Source organism: Bradyrhizobium sp. HKCCYLRH3073, assembly GCF_051167995.1.
In the GTDB taxonomy this organism is placed as follows: domain Bacteria; phylum Pseudomonadota; class Alphaproteobacteria; order Rhizobiales; family Xanthobacteraceae; genus Bradyrhizobium.
Genome location: NZ_JBNPUD010000003.1, coordinates 104,188 through 118,797, shown reverse-complemented (window position 1 = coordinate 118,797; position 14,610 = coordinate 104,188). Strand labels below are relative to the sequence as shown.

Sequence of the window (14,610 nt, the reverse complement as noted above, 5' to 3'; positions counted from 1 at the left end):
GACGTCATCATACTTGTCGGGGCTGGAGTGTATGCGGCAACATTTGCATCGGGGTGCTGCATCTACGCAGCGCAGGAAGTCTGACGAAACGCTTAACCCTTCGTGGGAGGATTTGAGAGCATTTCTGCTCTGTACGCGTCACCGCAGCTTCCGCAACGCGGCGGATGTGCTCGGACTGACCGGCACAACCCTGATGCGCAAGATCGACCGGCTCGAGGACGAGCTCGGATGCAAGCTCTTCATCCGTGATCAATCCGGCCTGTCGCTCAGCGACGAGGGACGATCGTTGCTGTTCGACGTCGAGCAGATGGAGCGGCTGAGCTTCAACATCTTCCGGCGTGCCTCGCTGTCGACCGACACTCAGGGGTCGGTGCGCGTCGCCGTGACCGAAGGCCCTGGCAATTTCTGGATCCTGCCGCGACTGATCGATTTCCAGAAGACCTATCGCAGGATCACCGTCGATCTGAGCTGCGCGATGCAGCAGGCCGACGTGTCGCGGCTGGAGGCCGACATCTCGATCCAGTTCGAACGGCCGACCAACCCCGACGTGATCGTTGCAAAGCTCGGCCGTCTGCACATCTACGGCTTCGTGTCGGAGGCCTATCGCGACGCGCATGGACTGCCGACTTCGCTGGCGGATCTCAAGAACCACCGCATCATCAAGCAGCACGGCGTGCAACTCGACGAGACCGGCTATGCGCGCATCCTCGGCCTGGAGTCCCTCGAAGGCATCGTCGGCATCTCAACCAATTCGAGCGTTGCCGTGCTCTACGCGGTCGAGCGCGGCGCCGGCATCGGCTTTCTGCCGACATCGGCGGTCGCGCTCGGGGCGCCGCTCGTTCCTGTCGATCTCGGCATCAACTACCACATGGATCTGTGGCTGACCTATCACAAGGAGTTTCGCAACTCCGACCGGCACAAGGTCGTCATCGACTGGTTGAAGCGCATCTTCGATCCGAAGGTCCATGCCTGCTTCCGGGACGAGTTCATCCATCCGCTGAATCTCGTGCCTCTGATGGCGCCCGCGCGGGATGTCGTCGGCTTCAACGGCTACGTCGCGCCGAAACCCGTATGACGGGCTACCATTTGAGCTCGACGCCGAGCGTGCCCTGATGCGATTGCAGCACCGAGCGAAGCTTTGCATCGTAGTTGAGATAGAGGCGTGCCGTTCGGTTCAGGGATAGCGACAGTGCCGCGCCGGCGTCGGCGCCGTAGCGGCCCTCGCCAAGGCCCTGCAGCGTGATGCTTTGCGGACCGAGGCTGACGGTCAGCGCGCCGAGATTCTGACTGAAATTGTCGAACAGCTTGCCATAGGCCGAGACGTCGAGGATCTTGCCGTCGACGATGAAGTAGCGGCCGAACTCGGCGCCGACGAGAACGCGGGCGCGCTCCAGCGAGGTGCCGCTGACCGACAGCGGGTCGAGCCCGCCCGCTTCCTGGAATGCCGCCGTCGTGGCGCGCGTGTATTCGAAGGCGAGCTTCGGAACGATCCGGCTCTCCCCGATGCTCCAGTAGTAGTCGAGCTCGCTCAGCACGCCCGTGATGTGGGCGCCGTAGACCGACGTCGCCGCACCGAGGCTGGTGTCGCGCCGCGCACTGATCCCGCCGACGCCATGGACGACCGCGATCGCCCAGGTCCAGGGTCCCTGGTCGACCGAGGCGTTGAAGCCAAACTGCGTGAGATCGAGCGTCGCCGCTTGCAGCGCCAGCGGCACATCGACCCAGGTCCGGCTCTGGTCGACGGATAGTCCGACATTCACGCCCGGCACGAGGCGCATGCCGATACCGGCGACGCCGCCCCCAGTCGTCCTCTTGTCGCCGACGAAGTCGCGTTGCGCATCGCTACGGACGGTGACGCCATACATCTCGCCCCAGGTCCGGAACCGAGGCTGTTCCGAAGCCTCCGGCGCGCCGCCGCCCCCGGGATTGCTCCGCTGCAGCCGGGTGACGCCCTGCGTGGCCTGAGTCCCGAGCCGTTCGAGGAAGCTCGAGCCGAGATCGAGCACGGCTCGGCCGGCCGAACGTTCGGAACTGATCGCGCCTGGCGCAGGGCTGGGCAGTGGGCTCGGCGTTGGTGTCGGCGTCGGGCTGGCGGCGATGCTCGGCAGGCTGGCCTGCGCGACGCACGGCGAAGACGCGGCGGCCGTGCCGAGCGCGACGATGAGCAGCATCGCGCCCGACGCACCACTACGCATTCGCCGATCCGGCCTGGCTTGAGATGCCCCGCGCATCGATGCCCCGTTTCACCGCCGCTCAAATTCGCTTCAATATTGCCGCGATGATTTGCCCGCAGTTCCCGATCGCGGTCAATGAGGATTGCCCGTGCCGCGGCTTCCCTGCAGGGATTTGTGGTTCCAGCACCACAAGCCTCGCAATTGCAGCAACAGCCGGCGACGCGACGTCGCGACGCGTTCTCATCAGTCCGCCAACCTTGATATCGGCGGAAAATCGTGTTGCAATCTCCCGTACAATCGGATTGGCCGTTCGACTGTGCGTTTCGCGACTTTGGAAATTGAGCAGATCCCGGGAAGCCCGTTTGTGGCGTGGCACGCGTGAGCGTGGCCGCGTCTTTTTTTCGTCTAGACGAGGAGACAGCGATGCCGACCTACAAGGGCAGCGTGAAGTGGTTCAACCCGACCAAGGGATATGGCTTCATCAAACCGACTGGCGGAGACAAGGACGTGTTCGTCCACATCTCAGCCGTGGAGCGTGCTGGACTGACCACGCTCAACGAGAACCAGACGATCGAATATGATCTGGTGGAGAGCCGCGGCAAGACGTCGGCAGAGAACCTGAAGCTCTCGTGAGCATCGTCCCTGCGGAGAGCGCCACAGCGCGGGTTCGTAAACCAACTCACGAGCTCCGCGTCAGGTTCGCTCGCCGCCGATGATCAGACTTCGTCAGCCTTGATGTGCCCCCGGCCCCGCCGGGGATTTTTTTGTCCGCGACAGCTAGCGGACGACCGGCCAGATCAGCGTATGATCGCCTTGCTCCACGGACGACGTCCGGCAGAGATCGCCTTCGAGCCGCACCAAGCCCTTGGCCAACAGCTTCAGCGCTTCCGGATAGATCCGATGCTCGACGCCGAGAATGCGCGTCGACAGCGTGTCCGGCGTGTCGTCGTCCCTGACCACGACCGCGCCCTGCATCACGATCGGACCTGCATCCGTCTCCGGGATGACGAAATGCACGGTGGCGCCTGACAGCTTGACGCCGGCGCGCAGCGCCTGGCCATGCGGATCGAGGCCGGGGAATGATGGCAGCAGCGACGGGTGAATGTTCAGCATCCTGCCGTACCAGCGCTGCACGAACTCCGCCGTGAACAGGCGCATGAAACCGGCCAGGCAGATGATCTCGATGCCGCGTGCATCGAGCGCCTGCTGCAGTCTGGCCTCGAACCCTGCGCGGTCCTTGCCGAACGGCTTGCTCTCGATGATTTCGATCGCGACGCCGCTCTCCTGCGCTTTCTGCAGCCCGGCCGCATCGGCCCGGTTGGAGATCACGACGGCGATCTCGGCCGGAAATTCCGGCTGCGCCGCCGCGTGGATCAGCGCGGCCATGTTCGACCCACGGCCCGAGATCAGGATGGCGACGCGGCGCTTCATCGGCACACTCGTCTCACAGAGCCAGATCGAGGGCGCCGGTGTAGATCACCCGCTCGTCGCCTGTCGCAGCAACGACCTCGCCGAGCCGCGCGACGTGCTCGCCATTCGCGGTGAACACCTCGATGACGGCATCGACGGCCTCGGCCTTGACGATCGCGATCATGCCGATCCCGCAATTGAAGGTGCGCAAGAGCTCGCGCTCGGCAATGCCGCCCTGCTCCGCCAGCCATTTGAAGACCGGCAGCACCGGCAGGCCCGTCAGGTCGATCGAGACGCCGAGATGCTTCGGCAGCACGCGTGGAATGTTGTCGGTGAAGCCGCCGCCCGTGATGTGTGCGAGCCCCTTCACCGCACCGGTCTCGCGGATGGCGCGAAGGCATGATTTCACATAGAGGCGGGTCGGCGTCAGCAGCGCCGCGCCGAGAGTCAGGACCGGCGCGAACGGCGCCGGCGCATCGAAGCCGAGGCCGGACTGGGCGACGATCTTGCGCACCAGCGAATAGCCGTTGGAGTGGACGCCGGAGGATGCGAGCCCCAGCACCACGTCACCGGCCGCGATGTCGGGAGACGGCAGCAGCGTGCCACGCTCCGCCGCGCCGACCGCGAAACCGGCAAGATCGTAGTCGCCGTCCTTGTAGAGGCCCGGCATTTCCGCGGTCTCACCGCCGATCAGCGCGCAGCCGGATTCCCGGCAGCCTTCGGCGATACCGGCCACGATCGACGCCGTCGCCTCCGGGTCGAGCTTGCCGCACGCAAAGTAGTCGAGGAAAAACAGCGGCTCGGCGCCCTGCACGACGAGATCGTTGACCGACATGGCGACCAGGTCGATGCCGATGCCGCCATGCAGCCCGGTCTCGATCGCGATCTTCACCTTGGTGCCGACGCCGTCGGTCGCCGCGACCAGCACCGGATCCTTGAATCCAGCGGCCTTGAGGTCGAACAGGCCGCCAAAGCCGCCGATCTCGGCATCCGCGCCGGCGCGGGCGGTTGCGCGCACCATGGGCTTGATCAGATCGACCAGACGATTTCCGGCATCGATATCGACGCCCGAATCTGCATAAGTGAGCCCGTTCTTGCGCTCGGTCATGGTAAAAACCCCTAATCTGGCCGCTGGTTACGTCGGAATCCGGCCGCGCGCAATGGCTCGCAAGGGGCTCGTCCCCACACTATCTAGGAACCGTACCGGTTCGCCCTGTTTCGGAATCGGGTTGTCTTTTGATCGAGTCGTCGTCGGGACCCGCTGCGTGACCATTCCCCACAGTATCCCCAATCTGATCACGCTGGGTCGAATCCTGCTGGTTCCGATCGTCGTCTGGGCCATTGCGGCCGGCCAGATGGAGATCGCGTTTCTGGTCTTCGTGGTCGCGGGGGTGAGCGACGCCGTGGACGGCTTCCTGGCCAAGCGCTTCAACCTGCGGTCCGAGCTGGGAGCGCTGCTCGATCCTCTCGCCGACAAGGCGCTGCTGGTCTCGATCTTCGTCACGCTTGGCATCTGGGGCGCGATCCCGCGCTGGATCGTCATCCTGGTGGTCTCGCGCGACATCATGATCGTCTCGGCGGTGATCGTGTCCTGGCTGTTCGACAGGCCGGTCGCGATGAAGCCATTGATGGTCTCCAAGCTGAACACGGTCGCCCAGGTGGGATTCGCGGCGCTTGTGCTGGCCTCGCTCAGCTTCGGCTTCGAGCCCAGGCCCTACGATGTGGTGCTGATGGTGCTGGTCACCGTCTTTACCCTCGTGTCGGTCGGGCTGTATCTCGTCGACTGGGTGCGCCACATGAGCACCATCGAGGTCCGGTGATCCTCCGCGGAGGGCCCGTCCTGACCTCACGCACCACACGATACGGAGCAATTCGATCTTGGCCGGCCATATCCCCCCTCGTCAGCTGGCCTTCGCGCTGCCGCATGCGGAGAGCCTGACGCGGGACAATTTCTTCGAAGGTCCAGGCAACGCGGCCGGGCTCGCTCTGGTCGACGCTTGGCCGGAATGGCCGGCGCGGACCATGTTCCTGGTCGGCCCCGACGGCTCCGGCAAGAGCCACCTCGCCGCGATCTGGGCCGAGCAGGCAGGCGCCCGATCGCTGTCCGCGCATGCCCTTGAGGCAGGCGTGGTCCCCGGGGCGCTCGCCACCGGCGCGCTGGTGCTGGAGGATCTGACCGCAACCGGTCTCGACGAGCGGGCGCTGTTTCACCTGCTGAACCTGGCCCGCCAGGACGAGGCCTTCGTGCTGATCACGGCGCGCGAGGCCCCGGCGGCCCTGCCGATCGCCCTGGCCGATCTGAGGTCGCGGCTGCGTGCCGTCCCGGTGGTCACGCTGCTGCCGCCCGACGACCAGCTGTTCCGGGCCCTGATCGTCAAGCTGGCCGCCGACCGGCAAATGGCGATCGACGAAACCGTGGTCAGCTATCTCGCCAGCCACATCGAGCGGTCCTATGCGGCGGCACGCCAGACCATCGCGCTGCTGGACAACGAGTCGCTGCGGCTCGGACGCCCCGTCACCCGGGCGCTGGCGGCGGAGCTGCTCCGCCCGGCGTGACCGACGGCCATCTTGACGGCGGTTGATGACGGAACCTCAATGGTGCCGGCAACGTCATCCCCTGGTCACCCAGATTGGGCTACGGTCGACCATTCGCGACTGGACGGATATGGATCGAATTCCCTATGGATACCGAGCAAGTTACTGAAATTTCAGAGAAAGCACCGGTCTCGGCGCCGTCCATCGAGATTGCCTCGAGCCCCGAGCGATTCATCAATCGGGAGCTGTCCTGGCTTCACTTCAACCGCCGCGTTCTGGAGGAATCGGTCAATCCGCGCCATCCCGCCCTGGAGCGGGTGCGCTTCCTGTCGATTTCCGCCAACAACCTTGATGAATTCTTCATGGTGCGCGTCGCCGGCATCCGCGCCCAGGTCCGCGAGGGCATCGCCGAGCGCAGCCCCGACGGGCTGACGCCGACCGAGCAGCTGAAGCTGATCAACGAGACGGTGTCGCAGCTCGCCATCGACCAGCAGGCGATCTGGCGCGACCTGCGCAAGTTTCTCGGCGAGCTCGGCATCGTGCTGGTCGACGGTCAGGACGTCACCAGGAGCGAGCGCGCCTGGATCGAGGACCATTTCCTCGCCAACATCTTCCCGCTGCTGACGCCACTCGCGATCGATCCGGCGCATCCATTCCCGTTCATCCCGAGCCTCGGCTTCACCGTGGCGCTGCAGCTGATCCGCTCCGCCGACGGGCGTCCGATGAACGCCCTCATTCGCATGCCCGGCAAGATCGATCGCTTCATCCGCTTCCCCGGCTCCAAGGATGGCGTGATCCGCCTGATCACCCTCGAGCAGGCGACCGGACTGTTCATCGGCCGGCTGTTTCCGGGCTACACCGTGAAGGGCCAGGGCGCCTTCCGGATCATCCGCGACAGCGAGATCGAGATCGAGGAAGAGGCCGAAGACCTGGTGCGGCTGTTCGAGACGGCGCTGAAGCGGCGGCGCCGCGGCTCGGTGATCCGGCTCGAGATCGAGGCCAACATGCCGGAGGAGCTGCGCCGCTTCGTGCAGAATGCGCTGTCCACGACGGATGACGAGGTGTTCGTCGTCGACGGCGTGCTGGCGATGAACGAGCTGTCGCAACTGACGCGGGTCGACCGGCCCGACCTCGAATTCGCGCCCTACGTGCCGCGCCATCCCGAGCGTGTCCGCGACCATGGCGGCGACATCTTCGCCGCCATCCGGCAGAAGGACCTGATCGTCCATCACCCTTACGAGTCGTTCGACGTCGTCGTGCAGTTCCTGCAGCAGGCGGCGCGCGATCCCGACGTCGTTGCGATCAAGCAGACGCTGTACCGGACCTCCAACAATTCGCCGATCGTGCGCACGCTGGTGGAGGCCGCCGAGGCCGGCAAGTCGGTGACGGCCCTGGTCGAGCTCAAGGCGCGTTTCGACGAGGAGGCCAACATCCGCTGGGCCCGCGACCTGGAGCGCGCGGGCGTACAGGTGGTGTACGGCTTCCTGGAGCTGAAGACGCATGCCAAGCTGTCGATGGTCGTGCGCCGCGAGGGCGGCAGCCTCACCACCTATGTCCACACCGGCACCGGCAACTATCATCCGGTGACGGCGCGCATCTACACCGACCTGTCCTACTTCACGTCGGACCCGGTGATCGGCCGCGACGTCACGCGGGTGTTCAACTACATCACCGGCTATGCCGAGCCGATCGACATCGAGAAGATGGCGGTGTCGCCGCTCACGCTTCGCAAGCGCATCATCGAGCACATCCACGGCGAGACCAGCTTCGCCCGCCAGGGCAAGCCGGCCGTGATCTGGATGAAGATGAACTCGCTGGTCGATCCCGACATCATCGACGCGCTGTACGAGGCCTCGCAGGCCGGCGTGTCGATCGAGCTGATCGTGCGCGGCATCTGCTGCCTGCGTCCCGGCCTCCCCGGACTGTCGGAGAACATTCGCGTCAAATCGGTGATCGGCCGCTTCCTCGAGCATGGCCGCATCTACTGCTTTGGTATGGGTCAGGGCCTGCCGAGCGCCAAGGCCGCCGTCTACATCTCCTCGGCCGACATGATGCCGCGCAATCTCGACCGCCGCGTCGAGGTGCTGTGCCCGCTTCAGAACCCCACCGTGCATCAGCAGGTCCTGGAACAGATCATGGTCGCGAACCTGAAGGATACCGAGCAGAGCTGGCAATTGTTGCCGGATGGGTCGTCAACGCGTATGAAGGCCGCGAAGGGCGAGGAGCCGTTCAACCTGCACAATTACTTCATGACGAATCCGAGTCTGTCCGGCCGTGGAAAGTCGCTCAAGGAATCATCGCCGCGCCGGCTCACGCGCCGGAATGAACGCTCTCCTTCATAGGGGCTGTCTGCACCGGGGCCTTCTGCGCCGGGATATGCCGTGGTGAAGCCGCCCCGCACGAGGGCCACGAGCGTCGGTGTCATCGACATCGGCTCGAATTCGGTCCGTCTCGTCGTCTACCAGGCGATGGAACGCAGTCTCGTCACCGTGTTCAACGAGAAGGCGCTGTGTGGGCTCGGTCGCGAGGTCCAGACCACCGGCCTTCTCGCATCTGATGCCGTCGACAAGGCGCTGACCGCGCTGAAGCGCTTCCGTGCGCTGTGCAAGGTGCAGCGGGTGGGGCAGGTTCATGCCATCGCGACCGCCGCCTGCCGGGATGCTTCGAACGGCCCCGATTTCATCGCCAAGGCCGAGAAGATCTGCGGCGCCCCGATCCAGATCCTCACCGGCGCCGAAGAGGCGCGCTATTCGGCGCTCGGCGTCATCTCCGGCATTCACAAGCCCGACGGCATCGTCGGTGATCTCGGCGGCGGCTCACTCGAGCTGATCGACGTGCGCGGGCACCAGGTCCGCAGCGGCGTCACCCTGCCGCTCGGCAGCCTTGCGCTGCAGGATCTTGCCGAGAAATCGCTGAAGAAGGCGCAGCGTATCGCGAGCGAGGCGCTGACCGACCTGCCGCAGCTGCTGGCCGGCGAGGGCCGCACCTTCTACGCGGTCGGCGGCACCTGGCGCGCGCTGGCGCGCATCCACATCATCCAGAGCGGTTATCCGCTCGGGGTGATGCACGGCTATGCGATCCCGGCGGCCGACGGGCTGGCCTTCGTGCGCCGGCTGCGCCGTCTCGTCGCCGCCGACATGCTGGCCGACATCGAAGCGATCGCCGAGGCGCGGCGCCCGCTGCTTGCCTATGCCGCGCTGGTGCTCGAGCACATCATCCGCGTCGCCAGGCCGACGACCGTCGTGTTCTCGACCTTCGGCGTGCGCGAGGGCCTGCTCTACTCCAAGCTTCCCGACGCCGAGCGCGCCAAGGACGGGCTGCTCTGCGCGGCGCAGGGCCTCAACGAGCTGTTGTCGCGCTCGGCCCAGCATGCCCGCGAGCTGATCGACTGGACCGACCGCCTGTTCCGCGTGATGCACATCCGCGAGACCGAGGACGATCGCAGGCTGCGGCACGCGGCCTGCCTGTTGTCCGACATCGGCTGGCGCATGCATCCGGACCATCGCGGCGAGCAGACCTACGGCATCATTCTCAACGGCAATTTCGGCTCGATCAGCCATGAGGGCCGCATCTTCGCCGCGCTGTCGGTGTTCTTCCGCTACGAGGGATTGGGCAACGAGGCGAAGCCGCCTGCTCTCACCGAGCAGCTGAGCCCGGCTCAGATCGATCGTGCGCGCCTGCTCGGCACCGCGTTTCGCGTCGCGCATCTGATCTCGGCGGCGCGGCCCGGCGTGCTGCCTGCGACGCATTTCCGCACCCAGGACCGCAAGCTGATGCTGGTGTTCGAGCACCAGATGGTCGACCTCGTCGCCGACCGCGTCGGCGGACGCTTCAAGCAGCTCGCGCGTCTCGTCGGCCGCTCCGGCTCGATCGTGCGCAGCTAGATCATGATCAGGGCCGCCGCGCGCGGGCCGAGATGGCGATCATGCGCTGGGCGATGATGCCGTAGACCTTGCGCCAGGCCTGCTCGACCTCATCATTCCATTGCGGACCAAGTCCCTTGGCGAGGGTCCACAGCAGCGCTTCGCCGACCACCGGATAGTGCTCCGGCCTGACCCCATAGCGCGCATGATTGCGGCCGAGGATGTCGGTGCTGGACAACAGACCAGTCGTCTGATCGAGGCTGCCGACGAGGACCGCCAGGGTCGCGATGAAGTCCCGTTTCAGCACGTCCATGTCGGCGGGAAACATCGTCCGACATTCCGGCGCAAGCTCGAAGATGCGGTCATAGAACGTCGTCGTCATCTGTGTAGCATTGGCAAATACCAAGTCGAACGACGACCTGACGTGCACGATCTCATCAGCAGTCAACATGCGCAAGTCCAATTCGAAACAATTCCAATCAGGGCCCGACCAGTGGAGCTCGACGTGGTGGTGTCGCGGCGGCGCGAACGGGTTCAAGATTATAAGAAACAGACGATCGCGCCCTGAGTTACTTGTCAAAGGCGCGGCACCGTGCCGCAGCATTGTGGAGCGGCTTGTGATCCGGCCGCGACGGTTGCTGACCGACCCAGTGATCGGAGACGGTAACGGCAACACATATGACGGCCATCGTGCTTCTCGCAGGGCATCGGAGGACGCCGACGCGCCGGCCGCCGCCCTCGAAACAGGCAGGAAATCCCTGGCCTGACCAACGTTCGGATCGGTCCCCGCGCGATCAGTTCGGCCGGATCGCCGGTGCCGACGGGTATCGCATCAGCAGCGCCTCGCCGAGCACGTTCTGCTGATCGTCGGGAATCGCGAACCGGACGCTGAAGCCGTCGGGCGTTGCGAGCGTGATGATGCGCTTCGTCGAATCCGTCGACTGCTCGATGGTCCAGGACGCCAGCGGATAGGCGTAGCGCAGTGCCTGGTCGCCATAACGCGTACGCAGCGCCAGCTCGAGGAGGCCGGGCAGCGTCATGACCAACGCGCCGGCCTGGCTGACCGAGAGGCTGAGCGCCGCCGCATTGCCGGCCGCGTCCTCGAACCCGAGCGAGATCGTCTCACCGTCGTCGACGACCTCACAGACCGTCAGCGCCTTGGCCCGCAGCTCCATGATGGCTCCACATCAATTCACCGTTATTTCCGTATGACTATAGCGAAAAATGCCATCGCGTCCAGCGCGGCAGCGGAAATGCCGCGGTGGCGTTGCTGTATTCATCGTGATATAGCTTCAGATATAACGTGGCCGAAGTGCCACATCTTGCAGGGAGAGTCATGCCGATGAGCGACTATCATCTTTTGATCGGCGGCACGCTGGTGCCGGGCGCCGCGACCATGCCGGTGATCAATCCGGCGACCGAGGAGGTGCTCGCGCAGTGTCCGCGGGCCTCCGAAACCCAGCTCGACCAGGCGGTCGCCGCCGCCAAGGCGGCCTTCCCCGCCTGGGCCGCGACTGCGATCGAGGAGCGTCGCCGGCTCATTGGCAAGATGGCCGACATCATCGAAGCCAATTCGGGCGAGTTGGCCCGGATCCTGACCAGCGAACAGGGCAAGCCGCTCACCGACGCCAGCGGCGAGGTGCTCGGCATGGCCGCGTTCTTCCGCTATCTCGCGACGCTCGAGCTGCCGATGCGCGTGATCGAGAGTTCGGGCGACCGCCAGGTCGAAGCCTATCGCCGTCCACTCGGGGTGGTCGGCGCCATCATTCCCTGGAACTATCCCCTGCTGATCCTGGGCTTCAAGCTGCCGCCTGCCCTGCTCGCCGGCAACACGCTGGTGGTCAAGCCGGCCCCGACCACGCCGCTCTCGACCCTGAAATTCGCCGAGCTGGTCAAGGACGTGCTGCCGGCCGGCGTGCTCAACGTGATCACCGACGCCAACGATCTCGGCGACCGCATGACCGGGCATCCGGACATCCGCAAGATCTCGTTCACCGGCTCGACCGCGACGGGACAGAAGGTGATGGCCAGCGCCGCGCAGACCTTGAAGCGGATCACGCTCGAACTCGGCGGCAACGACGCCGGCATCGTGCTCGACGACGTCGATCCGAAGACCGTCGCGCCCGGTATCTTCGAGGGCGCCTTCCAGAACTCCGGGCAGGTCTGCCTAGCGATCAAGCGGCTCTACGTGCACGAGAGCGTCTATGATGACATCTGCAACGAGCTGGTCGCGATCGCCAAGAACACCGTGGTCGACGACGGCTCCAAACAGGGCACCAAGCTCGGGCCGCTGCAGAACAGGATGCAATACGAGAAAGTGAAGGCGTTCCTCGACGACGCGCACAAGAACGGCAAGGTCATCGCCGGAGGTGCTGCGATGGATCGTCCCGGCTACTTCATCGAGCCGACGATCGTGCGCGACATCAAGGAAGGCTCGAAGCTGGTCGACGAGGAGCAGTTCGGACCGGTGCTGCCGGTGATCAAATACTCCGACCCGAGCGACGTCATCCGCCGCGCCAACGGCACCAGCTACGGCCTGGGCGCATCGGTCTGGTCGTCCGATCCGAAACGCGCGCATGAGATCGCCACCCAGATCGAGGCCGGCACGGTGTGGATCAACAAGCACCTGGACATGGCGCCGCACATCCCGTTCGGCGGCGCCAAGCAGTCGGGCATCGGCACCGAGTTCGCTGAGGAAGGCCTCGCCGAGTTCACCCAGCTGCAGATCATCAACGGACCGGGCCTCACGGCCTGAGCCACATGAAGGCCGCGGACAGTTGTCCGCGGCCTTCCCGCAAACGGGTCCACCGTCATTTTCACTCCGGAGCGCGTGATGTTCGACGCCGAATGCGACCTCGCTGCCCTGGTGTATGATCAGGGCGACGAGCCGGATCAGCTGTTACGAGAGTTCGCAGACCGTCTTCGGGCTCGCGGCGTTCGTGCCGTCGGACTGGTGCAGCGTGTCCAGCGCTCTCTCGACGCGCACGAGATCGCGGCGACGCTGGTGCACAGCGGTGTCGAGATTTCTCTGCTGCAGCGGCTTGGGCGCCAAGCCGGCGGCTGCCGCCTCGACGTCGGCCAATTGCTGCAGGCGGGCTCAGCAGTGGCGGGGGCGCTGAGCGAGGGCGCCGATCTTCTCATCATCAACCGCTTCGGCCGCCAGGAAAGCGAAGGCGGAGGCCTGACCTATCTGATCGAGCAGGCACTGGCCGCGGATGTCCCTGTCCTGATCGCCGTCCCCTGCTTCAGGTTCGCCGAGTGGATCAATTTCGCGCAGGGCATGAGCGTGAGGCTGCCCTGCACGCGTCGCGCGCTGGACCAGTGGTGGTGGAGCGTGTCGCGGCGCTGCGCCGTATTCGACAAGAATCGACCCACGATCTGCGAGCTTCTCAAATGATCGCGGCTGCCGTTCACCGGCAACCTGGCGCTGCGATCAATCGGGCCAGGCCGCAGTCGGCGCGATTATGCCGAAACTTTGTGCATTGTCGGAAACCCTGCAAACCGCTCGGGTGAAGCTATATGATTCTCGATATAGCTAATTGAAATACCAAGGGATTTTCTCTGACTGGATGGACCCGCGGGATCGGCGCGATCGATATTCGCGCATGACAGCGTGGGCCAACCTGCTCCGCAGACGATTGTCGGGGCCACGAACGGTCGTGTATTCCACGGGCAATATGCGATCGATAGCCGGCCATTGAGCCGGCTGCCAGGACATCTCAGGGAAACGGTCAGGAGCGGGTGGACGGCGCAGCCAATCCGGCACGCCGGCCGGACATCCACGAGGAAAGGAACGTTTTTCAATGGCAACCACGACGGCCGGGCTCGAGCAGCTTCTGATGCAGCGCTCGCTCACCGACGCCCAGTTGATTGCGGCGGCGGAAACGGCGGCTGACTTCCGCATCCTTCCCGACGCCACCGTGATCAAGATCGGCGGCCAGAGCATGATCGATCGCGGCCGTGCCGCCGTCTATCCGCTGGTCGAGGAGATCGTCGCCGCCCGCAAGGCGCACAAGATGCTGATCGGGACCGGTGCCGGCACCCGCGCGCGCCACCTCTATTCGATCGCCGCCGGACTGAATCTGCCGGCCGGCGTGCTGTCGCAGCTCGGCGCCTCCGTTGCCGACCAGAACGCGGCAATGCTGGGCCAGTTGCTCGCCAAGCACGGCATCTCGGCGGTGGAAGGCGCGGGTCTTTCCGCCGTGCCGCTCTATCTCGCCGAGGTCGCCGCGGTCGTCTTCAGCGGCATGCCGCCCTACGGCCTGTGGATGCGCCCTTCGGCCGATGGTGTCATCCCGCCCTACCGCACCGACGCCGGCTGCTTCCTGGTCGCCGAGCAGTTCGGCTGCAAGGCGATGATCTACGTGAAGGACGAGAACGGCCTCTACACCGCCAATCCGAAGACCGAAAAGAATGCCACCTTCATTCCCAAGATCTCGGTGCCCGAGATGAAGGCCAAGGGTCTGGCGGACTCCATCCTGGAGTTCCCGATGCTCGACCTGCTCGAAGCCTCGCGACACGTCCGCGAGGTCCAGATCGTCAACGGACTCGTGCCCGGCAATCTGACCCGTGCGCTCGCCGGCGAGCATGTCGGCACCATCATCACCGCGAGCTGAGGGCCCCACCGC

At 65.2% G+C, this 14,610-nt stretch carries 14 protein-coding genes; 9 read left to right on the top strand and 5 right to left on the bottom strand.

All coding sequences use genetic code 11. The features are described 5' to 3' along the window. Nucleotides 1–31 precede the first annotated feature (31 nt). Nucleotides 32–1,075 (top strand): LysR family transcriptional regulator, encoded by a 1,044-nt coding sequence (locus tag ACQR1X_RS08195; RefSeq protein WP_316180884.1) that lies wholly within the window; start codon nt 32–34, stop codon nt 1,073–1,075. A gap of 4 nt (nt 1,076–1,079) precedes the next feature. Here ACQR1X_RS08195 and ACQR1X_RS08190 read toward each other — a convergent pair whose 3' ends face one another. Continuing rightward, entirely contained in the window at nt 1,080–2,195 is a 1,116-nt protein-coding gene (locus ACQR1X_RS08190) for an autotransporter outer membrane beta-barrel domain-containing protein (protein WP_434898634.1), read from the bottom strand. 402 nt (nt 2,196–2,597) lie between these two features. Here ACQR1X_RS08190 and ACQR1X_RS08185 point away from each other — a divergent pair, with 402 nt between their 5' ends. Further along, nucleotides 2,598–2,807: a cold-shock protein gene (locus ACQR1X_RS08185; protein ID WP_284423192.1), complete on the top strand. Its 210-nt coding sequence runs from the start codon at nt 2,598–2,600 to the stop codon at nt 2,805–2,807. 144 nt (nt 2,808–2,951) lie between these two features. On the opposite strand, the gene purN is transcribed toward ACQR1X_RS08185, so the two are convergent. Continuing rightward, nucleotides 2,952–3,605, bottom strand: a complete 654-nt coding sequence (purN, locus tag ACQR1X_RS08180; protein ID WP_315800268.1) for a phosphoribosylglycinamide formyltransferase — start codon at nt 3,603–3,605, stop codon at nt 2,952–2,954. Nucleotides 3,606–3,618: 13 nt separating this feature from the next. Beyond that, nucleotides 3,619–4,692, bottom strand: coding sequence for a phosphoribosylformylglycinamidine cyclo-ligase (purM, locus tag ACQR1X_RS08175; RefSeq protein WP_315800269.1), 1,074 nt, complete (start codon nt 4,690–4,692; stop codon nt 3,619–3,621). Nucleotides 4,693–4,849: 157 nt separating this feature from the next. Between purM and ACQR1X_RS08170 the strand changes: the two genes are divergently transcribed. The 4 genes from ACQR1X_RS08170 (at nt 4,850) to ppx (ending at nt 10,003) form a co-directional block, all read left to right on the top strand. Continuing rightward, nucleotides 4,850–5,404, top strand: coding sequence for a CDP-alcohol phosphatidyltransferase family protein (locus ACQR1X_RS08170; RefSeq protein ID WP_315800270.1), 555 nt, complete (start codon nt 4,850–4,852; stop codon nt 5,402–5,404). A gap of 58 nt (nt 5,405–5,462) precedes the next feature. After that, the gene (locus tag ACQR1X_RS08165) at nt 5,463–6,140 is read left to right on the top strand and encodes a DnaA ATPase domain-containing protein (RefSeq protein WP_315800271.1); all 678 of its coding nucleotides are present in this window, start codon (nt 5,463–5,465) and stop codon (nt 6,138–6,140) included. A gap of 125 nt (nt 6,141–6,265) precedes the next feature. Then, nucleotides 6,266–8,461, top strand: a complete 2,196-nt coding sequence (locus ACQR1X_RS08160; protein WP_315800272.1) for an RNA degradosome polyphosphate kinase — start codon at nt 6,266–6,268, stop codon at nt 8,459–8,461. Between the two features lie 42 nt (nt 8,462–8,503). Next, the gene (gene ppx / locus ACQR1X_RS08155; protein ID WP_316181022.1) at nt 8,504–10,003 is read left to right on the top strand and encodes an exopolyphosphatase; all 1,500 of its coding nucleotides are present in this window, start codon (nt 8,504–8,506) and stop codon (nt 10,001–10,003) included. 7 nt (nt 10,004–10,010) lie between these two features. Here the strand turns inward: ppx and ACQR1X_RS08150 are convergent, their stop codons facing one another. Together ACQR1X_RS08150 and ACQR1X_RS08145 are read right to left on the bottom strand one after the other, a co-directional pair. Beyond that, the gene (locus tag ACQR1X_RS08150) at nt 10,011–10,433 is read right to left on the bottom strand and encodes a globin family protein (RefSeq protein WP_315800274.1); all 423 of its coding nucleotides are present in this window, start codon (nt 10,431–10,433) and stop codon (nt 10,011–10,013) included. A 343-nt stretch (nt 10,434–10,776) separates the two neighbouring features. Further along, nucleotides 10,777–11,157 carry a hypothetical protein gene (locus ACQR1X_RS08145; RefSeq protein WP_315800275.1) on the bottom strand — a complete coding sequence of 127 codons (381 nt, stop codon included), beginning with the start codon at nt 11,155–11,157 and terminating at the stop codon, nt 10,777–10,779. Between the two features lie 167 nt (nt 11,158–11,324). Here ACQR1X_RS08145 and ACQR1X_RS08140 point away from each other — a divergent pair, with 167 nt between their 5' ends. The 3 genes from ACQR1X_RS08140 (at nt 11,325) to ACQR1X_RS08130 (ending at nt 14,598) form a co-directional block, all read left to right on the top strand. Next, on the top strand, nt 11,325–12,737 hold the full coding sequence (locus ACQR1X_RS08140) for an aldehyde dehydrogenase family protein (protein ID WP_434898633.1): 1,413 nt from the start codon (nt 11,325–11,327) through the stop codon (nt 12,735–12,737). A 78-nt stretch (nt 12,738–12,815) separates the two neighbouring features. Further along, nucleotides 12,816–13,379 carry a DUF2478 domain-containing protein gene (locus ACQR1X_RS08135; RefSeq protein ID WP_316180894.1) on the top strand — a complete coding sequence of 188 codons (564 nt, stop codon included), beginning with the start codon at nt 12,816–12,818 and terminating at the stop codon, nt 13,377–13,379. Nucleotides 13,380–13,785: 406 nt separating this feature from the next. Further along, entirely contained in the window at nt 13,786–14,598 is an 813-nt protein-coding gene (locus tag ACQR1X_RS08130) for a uridine kinase (protein ID WP_434883187.1), read from the top strand. The last annotated feature ends 12 nt before the right edge of the window (nt 14,599–14,610 follow it).